Source organism: Pseudomonas sp. GZD-209 (genome assembly GCF_049310485.1).
GTDB lineage: Bacteria > Pseudomonadota > Gammaproteobacteria > Pseudomonadales > Pseudomonadaceae > Aquipseudomonas > Aquipseudomonas sichuanensis.
Genome location: NZ_JBMOWQ010000155.1, coordinates 26,985 through 43,572, shown reverse-complemented (window position 1 = coordinate 43,572; position 16,588 = coordinate 26,985). Strand labels below are relative to the sequence as shown.

The 16,588-nt window shown below is 65.4% G+C and carries 20 protein-coding genes; 7 read left to right on the top strand and 13 right to left on the bottom strand.

Translation table 11 applies throughout. The features are described from left to right. Positions 1–94: 94 nt before the first annotated feature. Positions 95–1,354 carry a carbohydrate porin gene (locus tag ACO6VM_RS18395; RefSeq protein WP_401059068.1) on the top strand — a complete coding sequence of 420 codons (1,260 nt, stop codon included), beginning with the start codon at positions 95–97 and terminating at the stop codon, positions 1,352–1,354. 127 nt (positions 1,355–1,481) lie between these two features. On the opposite strand, the gene argE is transcribed toward ACO6VM_RS18395, so the two are convergent. Continuing rightward, positions 1,482–2,642 (bottom strand): acetylornithine deacetylase, encoded by a 1,161-nt coding sequence (gene argE, locus ACO6VM_RS18390; protein ID WP_401059069.1) that lies wholly within the window; start codon positions 2,640–2,642, stop codon positions 1,482–1,484. After that, entirely contained in the window at positions 2,635–3,312 is a 678-nt protein-coding gene (locus ACO6VM_RS18385; protein ID WP_401059070.1) for a DUF1028 domain-containing protein, read from the bottom strand. Before ACO6VM_RS18385 ends, argE begins: the two co-directional genes overlap by 8 nt. Before the next feature lie 338 nt (positions 3,313–3,650). On the opposite strand from ACO6VM_RS18385, the gene ACO6VM_RS18380 reads away from it, so the two are divergent. Both ACO6VM_RS18380 and ACO6VM_RS18375 read left to right on the top strand, forming a co-directional pair. Further along, positions 3,651–4,967 (top strand): flavin-containing monooxygenase, encoded by a 1,317-nt coding sequence (locus ACO6VM_RS18380; protein ID WP_401059071.1) that lies wholly within the window; start codon positions 3,651–3,653, stop codon positions 4,965–4,967. Beyond that, a complete protein-coding gene (locus ACO6VM_RS18375) occupies positions 4,967–5,383 on the top strand; it encodes a RidA family protein (RefSeq protein WP_258642059.1) in 417 nt (138 codons plus the stop codon). The genes ACO6VM_RS18380 and ACO6VM_RS18375 overlap by 1 nt, the downstream gene beginning before the upstream one ends. 94 nt (positions 5,384–5,477) lie before the next feature. Here the strand turns inward: ACO6VM_RS18375 and ACO6VM_RS18370 are convergent, their stop codons facing one another. From ACO6VM_RS18370 to ACO6VM_RS18320, 11 genes are all read right to left on the bottom strand, one after another. After that, positions 5,478–6,383 carry a LysR family transcriptional regulator gene (locus tag ACO6VM_RS18370; protein ID WP_125464405.1) on the bottom strand — a complete coding sequence of 302 codons (906 nt, stop codon included), beginning with the start codon at positions 6,381–6,383 and terminating at the stop codon, positions 5,478–5,480. A gap of 243 nt (positions 6,384–6,626) precedes the next feature. After that, positions 6,627–6,773 (bottom strand): hypothetical protein, encoded by a 147-nt coding sequence (locus ACO6VM_RS18365; protein WP_401059073.1) that lies wholly within the window; start codon positions 6,771–6,773, stop codon positions 6,627–6,629. Positions 6,774–6,996: 223 nt separating this feature from the next. Next, on the bottom strand, positions 6,997–7,239 hold the full coding sequence (locus ACO6VM_RS18360; protein WP_401059074.1) for a hypothetical protein: 243 nt from the start codon (positions 7,237–7,239) through the stop codon (positions 6,997–6,999). A 157-nt stretch (positions 7,240–7,396) separates the two neighbouring features. Beyond that, complete coding sequence (ureG, locus tag ACO6VM_RS18355; protein ID WP_401059076.1) at positions 7,397–8,020, bottom strand: urease accessory protein UreG; 624 nt, start codon at positions 8,018–8,020, stop codon at positions 7,397–7,399. Between the two features lie 11 nt (positions 8,021–8,031). Beyond that, positions 8,032–8,706, bottom strand: coding sequence for an urease accessory protein UreF (locus ACO6VM_RS18350; protein ID WP_401059077.1), 675 nt, complete (start codon positions 8,704–8,706; stop codon positions 8,032–8,034). Next, the gene (locus ACO6VM_RS18345; protein WP_153786423.1) at positions 8,706–9,251 is read right to left on the bottom strand and encodes a HupE/UreJ family protein; all 546 of its coding nucleotides are present in this window, start codon (positions 9,249–9,251) and stop codon (positions 8,706–8,708) included. Before ACO6VM_RS18345 ends, ACO6VM_RS18350 begins: the two co-directional genes overlap by 1 nt. A 19-nt stretch (positions 9,252–9,270) precedes the next feature. Beyond that, complete coding sequence (gene ureE / locus ACO6VM_RS18340) at positions 9,271–9,762, bottom strand: urease accessory protein UreE (RefSeq protein ID WP_125464412.1); 492 nt, start codon at positions 9,760–9,762, stop codon at positions 9,271–9,273. A 110-nt stretch (positions 9,763–9,872) separates the two neighbouring features. Beyond that, positions 9,873–11,576 carry an urease subunit alpha gene (ureC, locus tag ACO6VM_RS18335; RefSeq protein ID WP_401059080.1) on the bottom strand — a complete coding sequence of 568 codons (1,704 nt, stop codon included), beginning with the start codon at positions 11,574–11,576 and terminating at the stop codon, positions 9,873–9,875. After that, positions 11,573–11,890: an urease subunit beta gene (locus ACO6VM_RS18330; RefSeq protein WP_401059098.1), complete on the bottom strand. Its 318-nt coding sequence runs from the start codon at positions 11,888–11,890 to the stop codon at positions 11,573–11,575. Before ACO6VM_RS18330 ends, ureC begins: the two co-directional genes overlap by 4 nt. Before the next feature lie 10 nt (positions 11,891–11,900). Continuing rightward, the gene (locus ACO6VM_RS18325) at positions 11,901–12,203 is read right to left on the bottom strand and encodes an urease subunit gamma (protein WP_110992797.1); all 303 of its coding nucleotides are present in this window, start codon (positions 12,201–12,203) and stop codon (positions 11,901–11,903) included. Between the two features lie 11 nt (positions 12,204–12,214). Then, the gene (locus ACO6VM_RS18320; protein WP_401059082.1) at positions 12,215–13,048 is read right to left on the bottom strand and encodes an urease accessory protein UreD; all 834 of its coding nucleotides are present in this window, start codon (positions 13,046–13,048) and stop codon (positions 12,215–12,217) included. A gap of 279 nt (positions 13,049–13,327) precedes the next feature. Between ACO6VM_RS18320 and ACO6VM_RS18315 the strand changes: the two genes are divergently transcribed. The 4 genes from ACO6VM_RS18315 (at position 13,328) to ACO6VM_RS18300 (ending at position 16,512) form a co-directional block, all read left to right on the top strand. After that, on the top strand, positions 13,328–13,696 hold the full coding sequence (locus ACO6VM_RS18315) for a glyoxalase superfamily protein (RefSeq protein WP_401059084.1): 369 nt from the start codon (positions 13,328–13,330) through the stop codon (positions 13,694–13,696). Beyond that, positions 13,693–14,046 (top strand): hypothetical protein, encoded by a 354-nt coding sequence (locus tag ACO6VM_RS18310; RefSeq protein WP_401059100.1) that lies wholly within the window; start codon positions 13,693–13,695, stop codon positions 14,044–14,046. The genes ACO6VM_RS18315 and ACO6VM_RS18310 overlap by 4 nt, the downstream gene beginning before the upstream one ends. A gap of 585 nt (positions 14,047–14,631) precedes the next feature. After that, a complete protein-coding gene (locus tag ACO6VM_RS18305; protein ID WP_401060869.1) occupies positions 14,632–15,651 on the top strand; it encodes a branched-chain amino acid aminotransferase in 1,020 nt (339 codons plus the stop codon). A 210-nt stretch (positions 15,652–15,861) separates the two neighbouring features. Continuing rightward, the gene (locus ACO6VM_RS18300; protein WP_401060871.1) at positions 15,862–16,512 is read left to right on the top strand and encodes a TIGR04211 family SH3 domain-containing protein; all 651 of its coding nucleotides are present in this window, start codon (positions 15,862–15,864) and stop codon (positions 16,510–16,512) included. The last annotated feature ends 76 nt before the right edge of the window (positions 16,513–16,588 follow it).

Sequence of the window (16,588 nt, the reverse complement as noted above, 5' to 3'; positions counted from 1 at the left end):
GACAACACCCCTCCCCCCCCTCAACGGCGCCTTGTGTGGTTCCCTTCCCCTCCCCCCCCGCGATGGTTTCCACACGATTTCAGGATTACCCGCAATGCCCTGCGCTATTCGCATTACCCCTGCCCTGCTCCTGGCAGTCGCCAGCACCACCGCCCTCGCCGACAGCGACCTGCTCACCCGCAACACCCTGACCGGCGACTGGGGCGGCCTGCGCCACCAGCTCGAAGAAGACGGCGTCAAGTTCACCGGCGACTACAGCGGCGAAACCGCCTACAACGCCCACGGCGGCCTGCACCGTTCGGCGCGCTACTCGCAGAACCTCAAGCTCGGTGTGCAATTCGACCTGGCGAAGCTGTACAGCCTGGACGGCAAAGTCCAGCTGACCATCAACGACCGCCGCGGCAACAGCGCCTCGGAAGACCTGGTGGGCAACCGCCTGCCCATCCAGGAAAACTACGGTGGCCTGTACACCCGCCTGACCGAACTGAGCTACGAGCGCAATTTCACCCCGGCGCTCAACGTCAAGCTCGGCTACATGGCCATGGGCAACGACCTGGGCGGCCTGGACAGCGGCATCCTGTGCAACTTCATGAACGCCGGTTTCTGCGGCCACCCGCTGAACATGTCCGGCGGCAGCGGCTGGACCAACTACCCCAACGCCCACCTGGGTGCGCGGGTCAAGTACGACCTCTCGCCGGCCTGGCAGCTGCGGGTGGCGGCGTTCAACGTCGACCCCGAGAGCAACGGCAATTCCAGCCGCGCCTGGCACCTCGGGCCCAAGCACACCACCGGCACGGTGGTGCCGGTGGAGCTGGTGTACAAGCTGCAGGGCGAGTTGCCGGGTGAGTACAAGCTGGGCTACTACTACGACAGCTCCGATGTGAAACGCATCGGCAGCAGCAAAGAGGTGTCCGGGCGCGGCGGCCATTACCTGCTGATCGACCAGGCCGTATGGAACGACCCCACTTCGCCGGGCCGCAGCCTGCATGCCTTCGGCCAGTACTCGGCATCGAGCAAGGCGGCCTCGCCGTTCACCAAGTGGTATGGCACCGGCGTGGTGCTGTACAAACCGTTCGAAGGCCGCCCGCGGGACACCGTGGCGCTGGGCTATGGCCGTGCGGTGCCGAACCCGCGTAGCCGGGATGTGCTGGAAGACGCCGCGTTCGATGCCGGGCAGGACTTCCCCAACCTGGACAGTGCCGAGCAGTTGATCGAACTGAGCTATGGCTACCAGGCCACGCCTTGGCTCAACCTGCGCCCGGATGTGCAGTACATCGTCGAGCCGGGGGCGTTTTCCGGGAAAGATATCGATAACGCGCTGGTGGTGGGCCTGCAGGTCAAGGCCACCTTCTGACTTCCAGGCCTCATTCGCGGGGCAAGCCCGCTCCCACGGGCTGAACTGCTCCCAAGGGTTGGATTGGTGTCCAACTTCTTGGGGGCTGTCCAACCCGTGGGAGCGGGCTTGCCCCGCGATCTGTCCATCAAGCCGTGCGCAGGTACTCCGCCAACCTGATCAGCATCGCATCACACCCACGCAACTGCTCCACGCTGACAAACTCATCCGGCTTGTGCCCCTGGTCCATGCTCCCTGGCCCACACACCACCGTGGGGATACCGGCCTGGTCGAACAGCCCACCCTCGGTCCCGAACGCCACCGTGCCAAAGTCGTCAGACCCACTGAGCAGCGCCACCAGCCGCGCCGCCTCACTGTCGGCCGGCGTCGCCAACCCCGGATACGCGCTCAACGGCTTCAGGCGGATGTCACTGCCGGCATTCACCGCCCGCATGCGCGGAAGCAACTCGGCCTCGGCATAGGTCTGCAAACGGTCAGCCACTGCCTGCGCCTCGAACCCCGGCAAGGCCCGCACCTCGAAATCGAACTCGCACTCCTCGGGCACGATGTTCAACGCCCGTCCGCCCTTGATCACCCCGGTCTGTACCGTGGAGAACGGCGGATCGAAGCGTTGGTCATGCTGCTCGGGCCGCGCCAGCTCGTCACCGATCTCACCCAGCTTGCCGATCAGCCGCGCGGCATACTCGATCGCATTGACCCCATAGGGCGCATACGCCGAATGGCAGGCCGCGCCATGCACCTGGCAACGCATGGCCAGCTTGCCCTTGTGGCCAAGCACCGGCTTGAGCTCGGTGGGCTCGCCGATCAGGCACAGCCTTGGTTTGTGTGGCCGCTGCTGCAGTGCCTCGAGCATCGAGCGCACGCCCAGGCAACCGACTTCCTCGTCATAGGAAAACGCCAGGTGCACCGGCAGCTTCAAGGGTTGCGCCAGGAACGCCGGCACCGCCGCCAGCACCGAGGCGATGTAGCCCTTCATGTCGGCGGTGCCGCGACCATACAGCCGGCCATCACGCTCGGTCAGCGCAAAGGGCTCGACGGTCCACGCCTGGCCGTCCACCGGCACCACGTCGGTGTGCCCGGACAACACCACGCCGCCGCGATCGGTCGGGCCGATGGTGGCGAACAGGTTGGCCTTGGTGCCCTCTTCATTTAGGAACAGCTCGCTGTCGACCCCAAGCCCGGCCAGGTAGTCACGGATGAAGCCGATCAGCTCCAGGTTGGAATCACGGCTGACGGTGGCAAACCCCACCAGCCGCGCCAGCAACGCCTGGCTGGACAGCTCATTCATCGCCCGGCACTCCGTAGCTCGGCGCGACTGTGGGGTTGAGTGCACGGGTCACGTAGTCCTGCATCTGCGGGCGATAGGCTTGCCACAGTTTGTCCAACTCGCCGATCGGGTCCTGCTCGGCCCAGTCCACGCGCAGGTCAACCAGTGGCCAGGTCAGCTCGCCGGCAATCTTCAACGCCGCTGAATGCACCGGCCCCGCCTCACCGCCGGCGGCCATGGCCGCATGCATCGCTGCCAACAAGCGATCGGCCAGGTGGCCGCCTGCCTGTTCAAAGGCGCCGACCATCGCCTCGATCACGGCCTGCGACGACAACAGGTTGCCCGCCGCCGCGCATTGCTCGCCGGCCACCGCGTTGTGCACGCCAAGGGCCTCCTTGCCGGTGAACAGCGCCACCTGGCCATGGCTGTCGATCACCGTGACCTGGCGGTACTCGCTCCAGCCGTTGGCGCTGAGCACCTGGTCCAGCACTGCGGCAGGCGGCAGCTGGCCCTGCTCGAGGGCATCGAGGATCTGCGGGCCAAGCGCCGGCAAGGTGATGTTCTGGGTCGAAACTGCGCCCACACCGGCACGCACCCAGGGGCAGCGAGCGCCCACGGCGATGCTCGACGAACTGATGGCGATGCCGACCTGGCCGGTGTCCTGGCAGCGGCCGATGATGGAAAAGGTCATGGGTGCAGCTCCTGTCTGGGTTTGCCTGCATTCTCGGCAAGCCCTGGCAGGTGCGAAACGAGCATTTTCATGGCTATTGCACAGGAAAAAACTAAGGGCCTGTGGGAGCGGGTTCACCCGCGAACACGGGCGCAGCCCGTGCCACACAACGCGCCGACTGCTTCGCGGGTAAACCCGCTCCCACAGGCCTGCCAACCCGATGACCCCTTCGCCAATTTATCGGCAAGCCCCAGCTAAATACTATTTTCGCGATTTACCAGCCATCCCTAGTCTGGCCCCAGGCAACGGCGGTCCTCCCAACCGACCTCAACAACAACCGCCTGAACAAGGGCTCGGACATGACACTGAACAACTACCAAATCGACACCCTCGTGGTCGGCGCCGGCCAGGCCGGCGTGGCCATGAGCGAACACCTGAGCAAGCTCGGCGTGCCGCACCTGGTGCTGGAACGCAACCGCATCGCCGAGGCCTGGCGCACCGGCCGCTGGGACTCGCTGGTGGCCAACGGGCCAGTCTGGCACGACCGCTTCCCGGGCCTGGAATTCGATCTGGACGCCGACGCCTTCGCCGGCAAGGACCAGGTCGCCGACTACTTCGAACAGTACGTACGCAAATACAACCTGCCGGTGCGCACCGGCGTGGAAGTGAAGAAAGTGGCGCGCAACGCCGACCGCCCGGGCTTCACCATCGAAACCAACCAGGGCGTGATCCACGCCAACCGCGTGGTGGCCGCCACCGGCCCGTTCCAGAAGCCGGTCATTCCGGCCATCGCGCCAAAAGATGAAAGCCTGCACCAGATCCACTCGGCCGCCTACTTCAACCCCGAGCAACTGCCCGAAGGCGCGGTGCTGGTGGTCGGCGCCGGCTCCTCCGGCGTGCAGATCGCCGAAGAGCTGATGCGTGCCGGGCGCCAGGTGTACCTGTCGGTCGGCGCCCACGACCGCCCACCGCGCAGCTACCGCAACCGCGACTTCTGCTGGTGGCTGGGCGTGCTCGGTGAGTGGGACGCGGAAATCGCCAAGCCCGGCCGCGAACACGTGACCATCGCCGTGTCCGGCGCCCGCGGCGGCCACACCGTGGACTTCCGCGCCCTCGCCCACCAGGGCATGACCCTGGTCGGCCTGACCCAGTCGTTCGAAGGCGGCGTGGCGCGGTTCCAGGACAACCTGGCCGACAACATCCAGCGTGGCGACGAAAACTACCTGGCCCTGCTGGATGCCGCTGACGCCTACATCGAGCGCAACGGCCTCGACCTGCCGGCGGAACCCGATGCGCGCAAGCGCCTGCCCGACCCGGACTGCGTCAGCAACCCGCTGCGCGAACTGGACCTGGCCAAGGCCAATGTCACCAGCATCATCTGGGCCACCGGTTACGGCGTGGACTTCAGCTGGCTGCAGGTCGACGCCTTCGACGCCAACGGCAAGCCACAGCACCAGCGCGGCGTGTCGAAAGAGCCGGGCGTGTACTTCCTCGGCCTGCCCTGGCTGTCGCGCCGTGGCTCGTCGTTCATCTGGGGCGTATGGCACGACGCCAAGCACGTCGCCGGCCATATCGCCACCCAACGCACCTACCTGGCCTACCGCGACCGCGACCAACGCAACGCGGATGGGCAGAACACCTCGATCAGCAACGTCAGCACCCTCGGAGCCCACTGATGCCAACTCATACCCGTATTCGCATGTTCAACACCAAGGCCACCTACCCCAACCAGGCCCTGGACAATGATCTGTGCCAGGCGGTCCGCGCCGGCAACACCATTTATGTACGCGGCCAGGTCGGCACCGACTTCGAAGGTCGTCTGGTGGGGCTGGGCGATCCGGGCGCCCAGGCCGAGCAGGCGATGAAGAACGTCAAGCAACTGCTTGAGGAGGCAGGCTCGGACCTGTCGCACATCGTCAAGACCACCACCTACATCACCGACCCACGCTTCCGCGAGCCGGTGTACAAGGAGGTTGGCAAGTGGCTCAAGGGCGTGTTCCCGATTTCCACCGGTCTGGTGGTGGCGGGCCTGGCCCAGGCTGAATGGCTGATGGAAATCGATGTGATCGCAGTGGTGCCGGATCAGCAGTAAACCGATGGGATGCAATCGCGGGGCAAGCCCGCTCCCACGCTTGAACTGGCGTGGGAGCGGCGGTGCGCCGATGCGACTTGCCCCGCGATGCTTTTTAGAACTTGGCCAACTCTTCCCGGCAAAACTCCACGAATAGCTGTGCTGGCTTGGTCAACTGCACCCGTTTCAGGTGCGCCGCGGCCAGCCCCGACAGCGTCACCGGCTCGGCAATGTCCAACATCACCAGGCGCTGGCCGTCATAGGTGAACTCCGTATGCGGCCGGGTCACCAGCAGCGAAAAGCCGAAGCCCTGCCCCACCATCCCGCGCACCATCTCGATCGACGGCGAACTGAAGACGATGTTGGGCGTGAGCCCCAGTTCGTTGAACAGGCTGACGAAATAGGTACGGCTGGGCGCCACGTCGAGCAGGATCATCGGCTCCGGGCACAGGTCGCGCAGCGACACCTGGGCCTGGCCGGCAAAGCGGTGTTTCTCTGGTAACAGCACGTAGGGCTTCTGCGGTGGCATCAACGGCTCGGCTTCGATGGTGCCGTCCAGGTCATGGTCGTAGAGGAACGCCAGGTCGAAGGTACCGGCGGTCAGGCCCTGGATCAGCTCCTGCTGCTCACCGTCGCGCAGGCGGATGTCGACCCCGGGGTAACGTGCGCGAAAACCGGCGATCAGCCGTGGCAGGTACAGCGGCGCCACGGTCTCGAAACAGCCGATGTCGATATGCCCGGCCACCGTGTCGTTGTCGGCCAGGGCGTTCTGTTCGAACTCGTGGGCCATCTGCAGCAGGGCGCGGGTCTTGGCGTAGAAACGCTTGCCGCTGGGGGTCAGTGACACACCCTGGGCGTGATGACGAATGAACAGCTGCACGCCAAAGCTTTCTTCCAGGCTCTTGATCGCCGTGGAGATGGACGGTTGGGCGATGTACAGCTGACGCGAGGCTTCGGCAACGCTGCCGGCCTCTACGGTGGTGACGAAGTACTTGAGTTGACGCAAGGTGTATGAAGCCATGGGTACCTCTATGGCGCCGTGGTCGGCACGCTGGGATTTTTCCCACAGCTTACTCTGTGTAACAGGGTCTCGGACGGCTGCGGCAGGCAAGGATTAACCTAGGGGTTGAGCATATTATTTGTTGCGGCGGAGTTGGCCCTCGCTACGATTTTCGAATACTGGATAGAACCTCCCGACAGCCCCGGAACATCCCAGGCCCGCCGAGTGGTTTCAAAAGGCTGCCGCCGTTTCAGCTCAGTGCCTTCAGTCGAAGTCAAAATCAGGCTGGCAGTGGCCCGCAAAGGTCGGGTATGTGCCTTTTGGGCAATCGGGAATGTACCCACCAGACGCGTGGGCCAGTTGGGTCAGGCCAGCAGTGGCCAACAGGGCGATCAGGACGAGCTTTTTCATACATGTTTCCTTGAGTGGGATTTCTGCTTTTAGCGGCGGCAGGTGAGTTGTCTTACTCCCCTGCCGACAGCCAGACAGACCTTATCCTTCGGTCCAAACCTACGACTTTAGGTAAAGCCCCACACATGCCTCGGAAACTTAACGCCGCCTCGTAGGAGCAACTTATGCCACAGCGCTACGCCTCCTGCGCGACCGCATGAACATCCACCAGACGCGCCAAGGCTCAATCAAAATCGAATGACGGCTGGCAATGCCCCATCGGGGTGCGCAAGGTTCCTTTCGGGCAAGCCATTCGGGGGACGGCGATGCTCGCCAAGCGAATGCTCACTGCAGGGGCCGCGTTGCGCGGGGCAAACGGCGAAATGGCCTCACGCTCGGCCACATCCCGCTGTGTGGGCTCCTGGCCATAGGCAACCTGGAGCACACTTGCAGCGGCCAACAGCGCGATTGTTGCGATCTTTCTCATTCTGACTCCTTGAACGGGCTTCGCTGGCGGGTCGTGCCAGCGTCAAAGACTCTAGACCTGAAGCTTGCCACTGCATTCAGGTGATGGCCGATGCGCCCCCGGAAATCCTTTCTTGTTATGTAGGCGCGCCCTCGTAAGCCCAAGATCGCCAGCGCATTCAAGCTCTTGCGCCAAGCATCCCGCGCTCGACGATGAAGTCGATCACCGCCTGCAACCCGTCGCCCTTCTTCAGGTTGCTGAAGGTCCAGGGGCGCTCGGGGCGCATGCGGTTGGTGTCGCGCTCCATCACCTCCAGCGAGGCACCGACGTAGGGCGCCAGGTCTGTCTTGTTGATCACCAGGAAGTCCGACTTGGTGATGCCTGGCCCACCCTTGCGCGGGATCTTCTCGCCTTCGGCGACGTCGATCACGTAGATGGTCAGGTCGGCAAGCTCCGGGCTGAAGGTGGCGCTGAGGTTGTCGCCGCCGCTCTCGACAAAGATCACTTCAAGGTTACCGAACTTGCGCGCCAACCCCTCCACGGCCGCGAGGTTCATTGAGGCATCCTCGCGGATCGCGGTATGCGGGCAGCCACCGGTTTCCACGCCGACAATGCGCTCGGGCTCCAACGCGCCGGCCTCGGTGAGGATGCGCTGGTCTTCCTTGGTGTAGATATCGTTGGTCACCACGGCAATCTGGTAGTGATCGCGCATGGCCTTGCACAGGCATTCGAGCAGCGCGGTCTTGCCGGAACCGACCGGTCCGCCGACACCGACACGCAGGGGTTGCTGGTAGTTTTCCATCTAGGCAGTCCTCAGGAACGGAACAAACGGGTGTATTGGGTTTCGTGGCGTGACGAAGCGATCGCCAGCAGTGGCAGGCCACCGCCGAGCTGGTCGTCTTCCAGCGCCAGGGCTTGATCGAGTACCGCAGGCAACGCCTCGCCCAGGTCACGCAGCAGGCTCTGCGCCGCTTGCTGGCCGAACGGCACCAGCTTGACCCCGGCCATCACCGCCCCCTCCAGCCAGGCAAAGCCAAGGCCGAGCGCGAGCTGGCGCAGCGGGATCGACCAGTGCGCGCCAAGCCAGGCCATGCCGCCAAGCTGGCTGAGTTCAAGGCTGGGCCGCCAGGCCGGCGCCTGGCCCAGTTGCCAGCCATCGAGCAGGCGCGCCAGGGCGCTGCCGCGCTGCTGCTCTTCAAGGCGCAGCTCGGCGGTTTCGCGGTTGGCCAGCAGAAAGCGGCTCCAGTGCGCGAAGGCTTGGGCGTCACCCGCCTGGCAGGCACGGTACAGGCGCGCCAGCAGCGGCCAGTCGAGGTAGCCGAGGGTGTCGTGCAGCTGTTCACGCTGCCAGGCGGCGAAGCTGGCGGTATCTCGTACCCAGCCGGCTTCGACCGCCCACTCCAGGCCCTGCGAGTAGGTAAAGCCCCCCACCGGCAGGCCGGGGCTGGCCAGCTGCAGCAGGCGCAGCAGCGCCAGGTCGCTGTTCATCAGCCTGCCAGCACCAGCGCGGCACCGGCCAGCAGGCCGCCGCCGAAGGCCTTCTGCAGGCCGGCATGGCGGCGCAGCAGGCAACCGACGGCAAAGCCTGCGGCCAGCAGCAAGCCGCTGACGGTGACGAAGCCGGCGCTGAACTGCCAGAACGCGCTGGGCGTGGCCTCCACGCCATGGGCCCAGCCATGGAACAGGGCAAACACCGGCATGATCAGCGACAGCAGCAGTTGGCGGCTGGGCAGCAGCATGGCCGCAGCGGCCACCAGCAGGGAGCCGAGGATCATCTGCTCCATGCCGACCACATCACCGAACAGATGGCCGCACACCGCGCCGCCGAACATGGCCGCCAAGGTGGCCAACGGCAGGGCCAGGGTGCGGCCGGTCAGCGCGGCGAGCACGCCGGTGCCGAGCAGCATCAGCAAATGATCGAGGCCGGTCAGCGGGTGCAGCAGGCCATCCTGCAACGGGTTGGCGTCGTGGCCTGGGTGGGCGAAGGCCGGCAGGGCCACCATCAGCAGCATCAGGGCGAAAGTCTTTTTCATGGTCAGCTCCAGGAGGTGTTCAGGAATGGGCTTGCAGGCGCACGAAGGGATGATCGTGAGCGTGGCTATGGCTGTGGCTATGCGGTGCGCTCTGGTAGGCGCCGGCCTCGGGCTCGAACGGCGCCTGTTCGGCAGCCACCGTCAGCCCCAGGCCACGCAGCATGTCGTCGAGCACATGGTCGTGCTGGTAACGCAGCAAGCCCGGTTCGATCTGCAACGGCACATGGCGGTTGCCCAGGTGGTAGGCGGCGCGCGCCAGCAGGTGCGGGTCGCTGCAACGCACGGTGGATACCGCTTCGGGCGCGGCGAGCACACGAATCACCTGGCCGCCTTCGGCATCGGCGAGCAGCTCGCCACCGCGCAGCAGGTGGCCGCGTTCGAGCATCAAGCCGGCATCACGGCCGTCGTCGAGGGTCACGCGCAGGCGGCTCTTGATCCGGCTGTCGACAGTCAGGGTGACGCTGCCGGTCACCGTTTCGGCGTCGGCGACCCTGCGGGTTAGTACGATCATGTTCACTCCTTTCAAACAAATCGGTCATGCGGGCCTGGGGACGTGGGAGCGGCGGTGCCATGCATCGCGGGGCAAGCCCGCTCCCACAGATACCCGTCCAGCCAAACCATTCAAAACAGGAAATAGCGCTGGGCCAGCGGCAGTTCGCTGGCCGGCTCGCACACCAGCAGCTCGCCGTCGGCGCGCACCTGGTAGGTCTGTGAGTCGACCTCGATCACTGGCTGCAGGGTGTTGTGCACCATGTCTGCCTTGCGCACCTGTCGGCAGCCGCGGGCCACGCCGATCAGGCTTTGCAGCTTCAGCTCCTCGGGCAGGCCACGGTCCATGGCGGCCTGGGACAGGAAGGTCATGCGCGTGGCATGCCGCGCCGCGCCCAGGGCACCGAACATCGGACGGTAGTGCACCGGTTGTGGCGTGGGGATCGAGCCGTTGATATCGCCCATGGGCGCGGTGACGATCATGCCGCCCTTGATCACCAGCGCCGGCTTGACCGCGAAGAACGCCGGTGCCCACAGCACCAGGTCGGCCAGCTTGCCCACTTCCACCGAGCCAACCTCGTGGCCGATGCCGTGGGTCAGCGCCGGGTTGATGGTGTACTTGGCGATGTAGCGCTTGACCCGGAAGTTGTCGCTGTAACTGCTGTCCGGCGCCAGCGGGCCGCGGCGCAGCTTCATCTGGTGCGCCACCTGCCAGGTGCGCAGCACCACCTCGCCGACCCGGCCCATGGCCTGGGAATCGGACGAGGTCATGGCGAAGGCGCCCATGTCGTGGAGGATGTCCTCGGCGGCGATGGTCTCGCGGCGGATGCGCGACTCGGCGAAGGCCACGTCCTCGGCGATGCTCGGGTCCAGGTGGTGGCAGACCATCAGCATGTCCAGGTGCTCATCGACCGTGTTGACGGTGTACGGCAGGGTCGGGTTGGTCGACGACGGCAGCACGTTGGCCTGCCCCGCCGCGCGGATGATGTCCGGGGCGTGGCCACCGCCGGCACCTTCGGTGTGGAAGGTGTGGATGGTGCGCTCGCCTATGGCGGCCAGGGTGTCTTCGATGCAACCGGACTCGTTCAAGGTGTCGGTGTGGATCGCCACCTGGATGTCCATTTCTTCGGCCACGCCCAGGCAGCAGTCGATCGCCGCCGGGGTCGAACCCCAGTCCTCGTGCAGCTTGAGGCCCACCGCACCGGCGGCGATCTGCTCGCGCAGCGCCTCGGGGCGCGAGGCGTTGCCCTTGCCCAACAGGCCGATATTGATCGGCAGGCTGTCGGCGGCCTGGAGCATGCGCGCCAGGTACCAGGGCCCTGGGGTGCAGGTGGTGGCGTTGGTGCCGGTGGCCGGCCCGGTGCCACCACCGATGAAGGTGGTGACGCCGCTGGTCAGTGCTTCTTCCACCTGCTGCGGGCAGATGAAATGAATGTGCGAGTCGATGCCACCGGCGGTGACGATCTTGCCTTCGGCGGCGATCACCTCGGTGCCCGGCCCGACCGCCACGGTCACACCGGGCTGCACGTCGGGGTTGCCGGCCTTGCCGATCGCGGCGATGCGCCCGTGCTTGACGCCGATATCGGCCTTGACGATGCCCCAGTGGTCGATGATCAGTGCGTTGGTCAGCACCAGGTCCATGGCCTCGGCCGCCAGCATCTGGCCCTGGCCCATGCCGTCGCGGATCACCTTGCCGCCGCCGAACTTGACCTCTTCGCCATAGACCGTGAAGTCTTTCTCCACCTCCACCCACAGCGCGGTGTCGGCCAGGCGCACGCGATCGCCGACGGTGGGGCCGAACATGTCGGCGTAGGCCCGACGGGAAATACGGCTCATACCTTGCTCTCCAGCGCGCCCATCACCTTGCCCTGGAAGCCATACACTTCACGCTTGCCGGCGTAGGCCACCAACTGCACGGTGCGCGCCTGGCCCGGCTCGAAACGCACGGCGGTGCCGGCCGGGATGTCCAGGCGAAAGCCCAGGGCCGGCGCGCGTTCGAACACCAGGCAATCGTTGACTTCATAAAAGTGGTAGTGCGAGCCGACTTGCACCGGCCGGTCGCCATGGTTGGCCACACTGACGCTGACCGTGGCGCGGCCGACGTTGAGTTCGATGTCGCCGGCGGCGACCTGGATTTCTCCGGGGATCATGGGCAGTACCTCAGACGATAGGGTCATGCACGGTCACCAGCTTCGTGCCGTCGGGGAATGTGGCTTCGACCTGGACGTCGTGGAGCATCTCCGGCACGCCGTCCATCACCTGTTCGCGCACCAGCACTTCGCGGCCCAGGCTCATCAGCTCGGCCACCGTGCGGCCATCGCGGGCGCCTTCGAGCACCGCCGCGCTGATCAGCGCCACGGCCTCCGGGTAGTTCAGCTTCAGGCCACGGGCCAGGCGCCGTTCGGCCAGCAAGGCGGCGGTGAACAGCAGCAGTTTGTCTTTCTCTCTTGGGGTCAGCTCCATGGAGGCTCTCTTCAGGTGGCCCAGATACGCGGCGGGCACGGCGCCAGGCCGAGCACGGCCGGGCGCAGCAAGTGCCAGAGGCGCTGCAGGTGGTGTTGCAGGTGTTGGTTGTCGTGGTCGAGCAGGCGAATCACCAGCAGTGGCCCAAGCAGGGTCGCGCCGGCTGGCGTGGGCAGTTCATCCAGCAGTGCGCGCACCTGCTCCAGCACCTGTGCGTCCGCAGGCGCGGCACAGAAGGTGGCGAGCAATGGGTGGCCGCCGAGCTTGTCCAGGCGCCCGCCGTCGATGCGCAGGCGCTCGTGCAAGCCGGGGTCGTCGGGCAGTTCGATGCACAGGCGGCTGTCGAGGGCGCCCTGCTCGAACCGTTCATTCATCACCGGGCGGCCCAGGCACAGGGTTTCCCAGGCCAGCAGGCGGGCACCGGGCGCCAGGGTGAAACGGCTGTCGAGGCTGGCGCGGGCACCATTGAAGAAGATGCTGTCCTGGGGCAGCCACTCCAGGGTGCTGCCGGCTGCCAGGTGGAAGCGCTGCGCCAGCCGTGCGGTCGGGCCGATGCTGCGGTAGAACTTGCTGGCGCCGGGCATGGTCAGCAGCGCATGGCTGCCCGCTTGAAGGTGAATGTCCAGCTCCAGGCGGTCACCGGCGACGATGCCGCCAGGCGGGTGCAGCACATAAACGTGGCATGGGGCGCCCTCGGGGTAGAACGGCCGCTGCACCAAAAGAGGTCCGACATGGCGGCGCGCACCAAGCCGGGTCACGCCCTCGCGCTGGACGAAGCGCAGCTGCAGGTGCGCGCTCCAGCCCGCCTGCTCATCGTGTGCCGTGTGCGGCTCCGGCAAGGACATCCAAAACCCCCGTCATCCGTGGCCTGGGCCGCCCTGGCGTGGCGTCTTGAACACCATGCCAGCGCGGCTGCCTGACCAATCGATCAAAATTGATGAACGGGATGTTGCAGGTTGCAGGCCAAGTAATCAGATGAATCCGAATGAATTTTCCTACGATGTATACAATCGAGGATGCCACGGGCCTCGTACTGCGCAATTGCGTGGCAAAAGCGCGCCCTCAAGCGGTGCCGACGGCGGTACACTCACGCCCCAGGAAAACGCACAGCACAAGGAGCTCCGATGCAATTCGCCGCTGCCATCCCCATCCTGCGGATCTTCTCGGTCGACAAGGCCCGGGAGTTCTACCTTGATTTCCTCGGTTTCACCCTCGACTGGGAGCACCGTTTCGCCGCCGACCTGCCGCTGTACATGCAGGTCCATCGCGACGGGCTGATCCTGCACCTGTCCGAACACCACGGCGATGCCACCCCGGGTTCGGCGATTTTCGCCCGGGTCGAGGACCTCAAGGCCCTGGAACGGGAACTGCAGGCCAAGCAGTACGGCTACTCCCGCCCGCACGCCGAGAAGGTCGACTGGGGCCTTGAAATGCAGATCGCCGACCCGTTCGGCAACCGCCTGCGCTTCTGCCAGCAGATCGACGACGCCTGATGGCCGGCAACAAACGCGCGCTGGCGCGCCTGGAGCGGGAAATGGTCGCCTGCCTTACCGAGGCTTGTGCCACTGCTCAGGCTGAGATCGTCGGCTTTGCCTGGCTCACCCACCAGGTCGACCTCGACGACTTCCCCGCCAGCCTGCGCATCACCTGGGTGTTCACTGATGACACGGCCAAGGCCGTTGCCCTGGCCGGTGCGGCCAAGGCGCGGATACTGGCGCTGACCAGCCAGGCACTGGCCGAGGCCGGTGTGCAGCTGGACCATGTGGCCTGGCATGTGCGCTATGACAGTGAAGAGGCGTGCTGGCGCGATCATGGCGGGGACTGGAATCGGCGGCTGCGCTGAGTTTGTGACCATTTTGGATCGTGTGAGGGCTGGAAGGTGCTCGCCGGGATACAGAGTGAAAGCCACCAGCTGATCGTCGGTGTTTTTGCAGCGCCCATGAGATCGAGCGCCGCCCGCGCGGCGCTTCGCGGGTAAACCCGCTCCCACAGTTTGTTTCGGGCCAGTCTCTCCTGTGCCATCACCTGGTCCGCCTTGTTGGTATGACGCGGTTTCAGTGTGGGCGTTGCCGCCGCCCCACATGACTCAAGGCATGCACCAAGGCAGGCGCCGGTACTTTCACAGAAATAATTGGCCCGAAACAAACTGTGGGAGCGGGTTTACCCGCGAAGCGCCGCGCGGGCGGCGCTCGATCTCACAGGCGCTGCAGAAACACCGGCAGGCACCTAGTGGCCCTCACCCAATATCCCGCCATGCACCCGATGGCCCAACTCAAACCCTGAATCAACCAACAACCCAGCCCCCGCCCAGCCCCCCCCCAGCCAATTCGTGACTGGCCGTTTCCGATCCGCGCCGGATGTATTAAGGTGGCGTGGTGCGCATATAACAGCAGCCCGCCGTGTTCGGGCTTTGAGCTATGAGGGTGTCATGAGCAACGCAAGCATTAACTGGGACAAGCTGGGCTTCGACTACATCAAGACCGACAAGCGTTACCTGTCCGTATGGCGTAACGGCGAGTGGGACAAGGGCACCCTGACCGACGACAACGTGCTGCACATCAGTGAAGGCTCCACCGCCCTGCACTATGGCCAGCAGTGCTTCGAGGGCCTGAAGGCCTACCGTTGCAAGGACGGCTCGATCAACCTGTTCCGCCCCGACCAGAACGCCGCGCGCATGCAGCGCAGCTGCGCCCGCCTGCTGATGCCGCACGTGCCCACCGACGTGTTCATCGAGGCCTGCAAGCAAGTGGTCAAGGCCAACGAGCATTTCGTTCCGCCGCACGGCAAGGGTGCCCTGTACCTGCGCCCGTTCGTGATCGGCACCGGTGACAACATCGGCGTGCGCACCGCGCCCGAGTTCATCTTCTCGATCTTCGCCATCCCGGTGGGTTCGTACTTCAAGGGCGGCATGAAGCCGCACAACTTCCAGATTTCCAGCTTCGACCGTGCCGCCCCCCAGGGTACCGGCGCGGCCAAGGTCGGTGGCAACTATGCCGCAAGCCTGCAGCCGGGCGCCGAAGCGAAGAAGGCCAACTTCGCCGACGCCATCTACCTGGACCCGCTGACCCACACCAAGATCGAAGAGGTCGGCTCGGCCAACTTCTTCGGCATCACCGCCAACAACGAGTTCATCACCCCGAAATCGGCCTCGGTACTGCCGGGTATCACCCGCCTGTCGCTGATGGAACTGGCGCAATCGCGCCTGGGCCTGACCGTGATCGAAGGCGATGTCGAGATCAACAAGCTCGACCGCTTCATCGAAGCCGGCGCCTGCGGCACTGCCGCGGTGATCACGCCGATCGGCGGCATCGAGTACAACGGCAAGCTGCACGTGTTCCACGACCTGGAAAAGGTCGGCCCGGTCACCCAGAAGCTCTACAACGAGCTGACCGGCATTCAGAGCGGTGACGTCGAGGCACCGGCTGGCTGGATCGTCAAGGTCGCCTGATCCGGCGCGTTGACATGAACGGGGCAGGCCAGCGATGGCCTGCCCCGTTTTCGTTTGTGTGTACATCCGGCAACACTCTGTAGGCATTTCCTGCACTAAGCAGTGAACCTGCCTACAAAAAAGCGGTCTTTGGCTGACGGTCAATTCACCCGACCGGATCGCCGGCCCAGTCATCGGGCCTTCATTTGCCCCGTTTCAGCGAAGACCACCATGCCAGACAAGCAGCCCGCCAACTCCGCCCTCCCCGCCCTGCGTGGCAGCCTGATCGCCGCCCTGATCGCCCTCACCGCCCCGGCCCATGCCGAAGAGCCGGCCAGCGATGCACGCTGGGTCAGCGACAGCCTGAGCACCTACGTGCGCAGTGGCCCCACCGATGGCCACCGGATCGTCGGTTCACTGAAGTCGGGGCAGAAAGTCAGCCTGGTGACCAGCCAGGGCAACTACAGCCAGGTGCGCGGCCAGAGCGGCGACCTGGTGTGGATCCTCAGCAGCGACCTGCAGGCGCTGCCGGGCCAGAGCGAGCGCCTGCCGCAGCTCGACCAGCAGGTGGCCGACCTGTCCGGCCAGTTGAAAACCATCGACGACAGCTGGAAGAGCCGCGTGCAAGGCATGCAGGAGACCTTGGACTCGCGCAAGGCGCTGATCGACGAATTGGAAACCCGCAACAAGGCGCTCAACGAGCAGCTCGCCGAAGCCCAGTCGAACCTGCGCGACACCCAGGCCCGGCTGGGGGATGAAAACAAGCAGGTGATGATGCGCTACATGGTCTACGGCGGCAGCATTGCCGGTGCCGGGTTGCTGCTGGGGTTGATCCTGCCGGCGCTGACCCGGGGGCGAAAGCGTAACGACCGGTGGTTCTGAGGCGATCTTCTTGACGCCCAATCGCGGGGCAAGGGGGCAAGCCCGCTCCCACGCATTTGCATGCTCCCAGGAAGCG

Excerpts from the sequence above, each read along its gene's own strand:
- ACO6VM_RS18395 (WP_401059068.1), top strand. The coding sequence starts at position 95 with ATGCCCTGCGCTATTCGCATTACCCCTGCCCTGCTCCTGGCAGTCGCC.
- argE (WP_401059069.1), bottom strand. The coding sequence starts at position 2,642 with ATGAATGAGCTGTCCAGCCAGGCGTTGCTGGCGCGGCTGGTGGGGTTT.
- ACO6VM_RS18385 (WP_401059070.1), bottom strand. The coding sequence starts at position 3,312 with ATGACCTTTTCCATCATCGGCCGCTGCCAGGACACCGGCCAGGTCGGC.
- ACO6VM_RS18380 (WP_401059071.1), top strand. The coding sequence starts at position 3,651 with ATGACACTGAACAACTACCAAATCGACACCCTCGTGGTCGGCGCCGGC.
- ACO6VM_RS18375 (WP_258642059.1), top strand. The coding sequence starts at position 4,967 with ATGCCAACTCATACCCGTATTCGCATGTTCAACACCAAGGCCACCTAC.
- ACO6VM_RS18370 (WP_125464405.1), bottom strand. The coding sequence starts at position 6,383 with ATGGCTTCATACACCTTGCGTCAACTCAAGTACTTCGTCACCACCGTA.
- ACO6VM_RS18365 (WP_401059073.1), bottom strand. The coding sequence starts at position 6,773 with ATGAAAAAGCTCGTCCTGATCGCCCTGTTGGCCACTGCTGGCCTGACC.
- ACO6VM_RS18360 (WP_401059074.1), bottom strand. The coding sequence starts at position 7,239 with ATGAGAAAGATCGCAACAATCGCGCTGTTGGCCGCTGCAAGTGTGCTC.
- ureG (WP_401059076.1), bottom strand. The coding sequence starts at position 8,020 with ATGGAAAACTACCAGCAACCCCTGCGTGTCGGTGTCGGCGGACCGGTC.
- ACO6VM_RS18350 (WP_401059077.1), bottom strand. The coding sequence starts at position 8,706 with ATGAACAGCGACCTGGCGCTGCTGCGCCTGCTGCAGCTGGCCAGCCCC.
- ACO6VM_RS18345 (WP_153786423.1), bottom strand. The coding sequence starts at position 9,251 with ATGAAAAAGACTTTCGCCCTGATGCTGCTGATGGTGGCCCTGCCGGCC.
- ureE (WP_125464412.1), bottom strand. The coding sequence starts at position 9,762 with ATGATCGTACTAACCCGCAGGGTCGCCGACGCCGAAACGGTGACCGGC.
- ureC (WP_401059080.1), bottom strand. The coding sequence starts at position 11,576 with ATGAGCCGTATTTCCCGTCGGGCCTACGCCGACATGTTCGGCCCCACC.
- ACO6VM_RS18330 (WP_401059098.1), bottom strand. The coding sequence starts at position 11,890 with ATGATCCCCGGAGAAATCCAGGTCGCCGCCGGCGACATCGAACTCAAC.
- ACO6VM_RS18325 (WP_110992797.1), bottom strand. The coding sequence starts at position 12,203 with ATGGAGCTGACCCCAAGAGAGAAAGACAAACTGCTGCTGTTCACCGCC.
- ACO6VM_RS18320 (WP_401059082.1), bottom strand. The coding sequence starts at position 13,048 with ATGTCCTTGCCGGAGCCGCACACGGCACACGATGAGCAGGCGGGCTGG.
- ACO6VM_RS18315 (WP_401059084.1), top strand. The coding sequence starts at position 13,328 with ATGCAATTCGCCGCTGCCATCCCCATCCTGCGGATCTTCTCGGTCGAC.
- ACO6VM_RS18305 (WP_401060869.1), top strand. The coding sequence starts at position 14,632 with ATGAGCAACGCAAGCATTAACTGGGACAAGCTGGGCTTCGACTACATC.
- ACO6VM_RS18300 (WP_401060871.1), top strand. The coding sequence starts at position 15,862 with ATGCCAGACAAGCAGCCCGCCAACTCCGCCCTCCCCGCCCTGCGTGGC.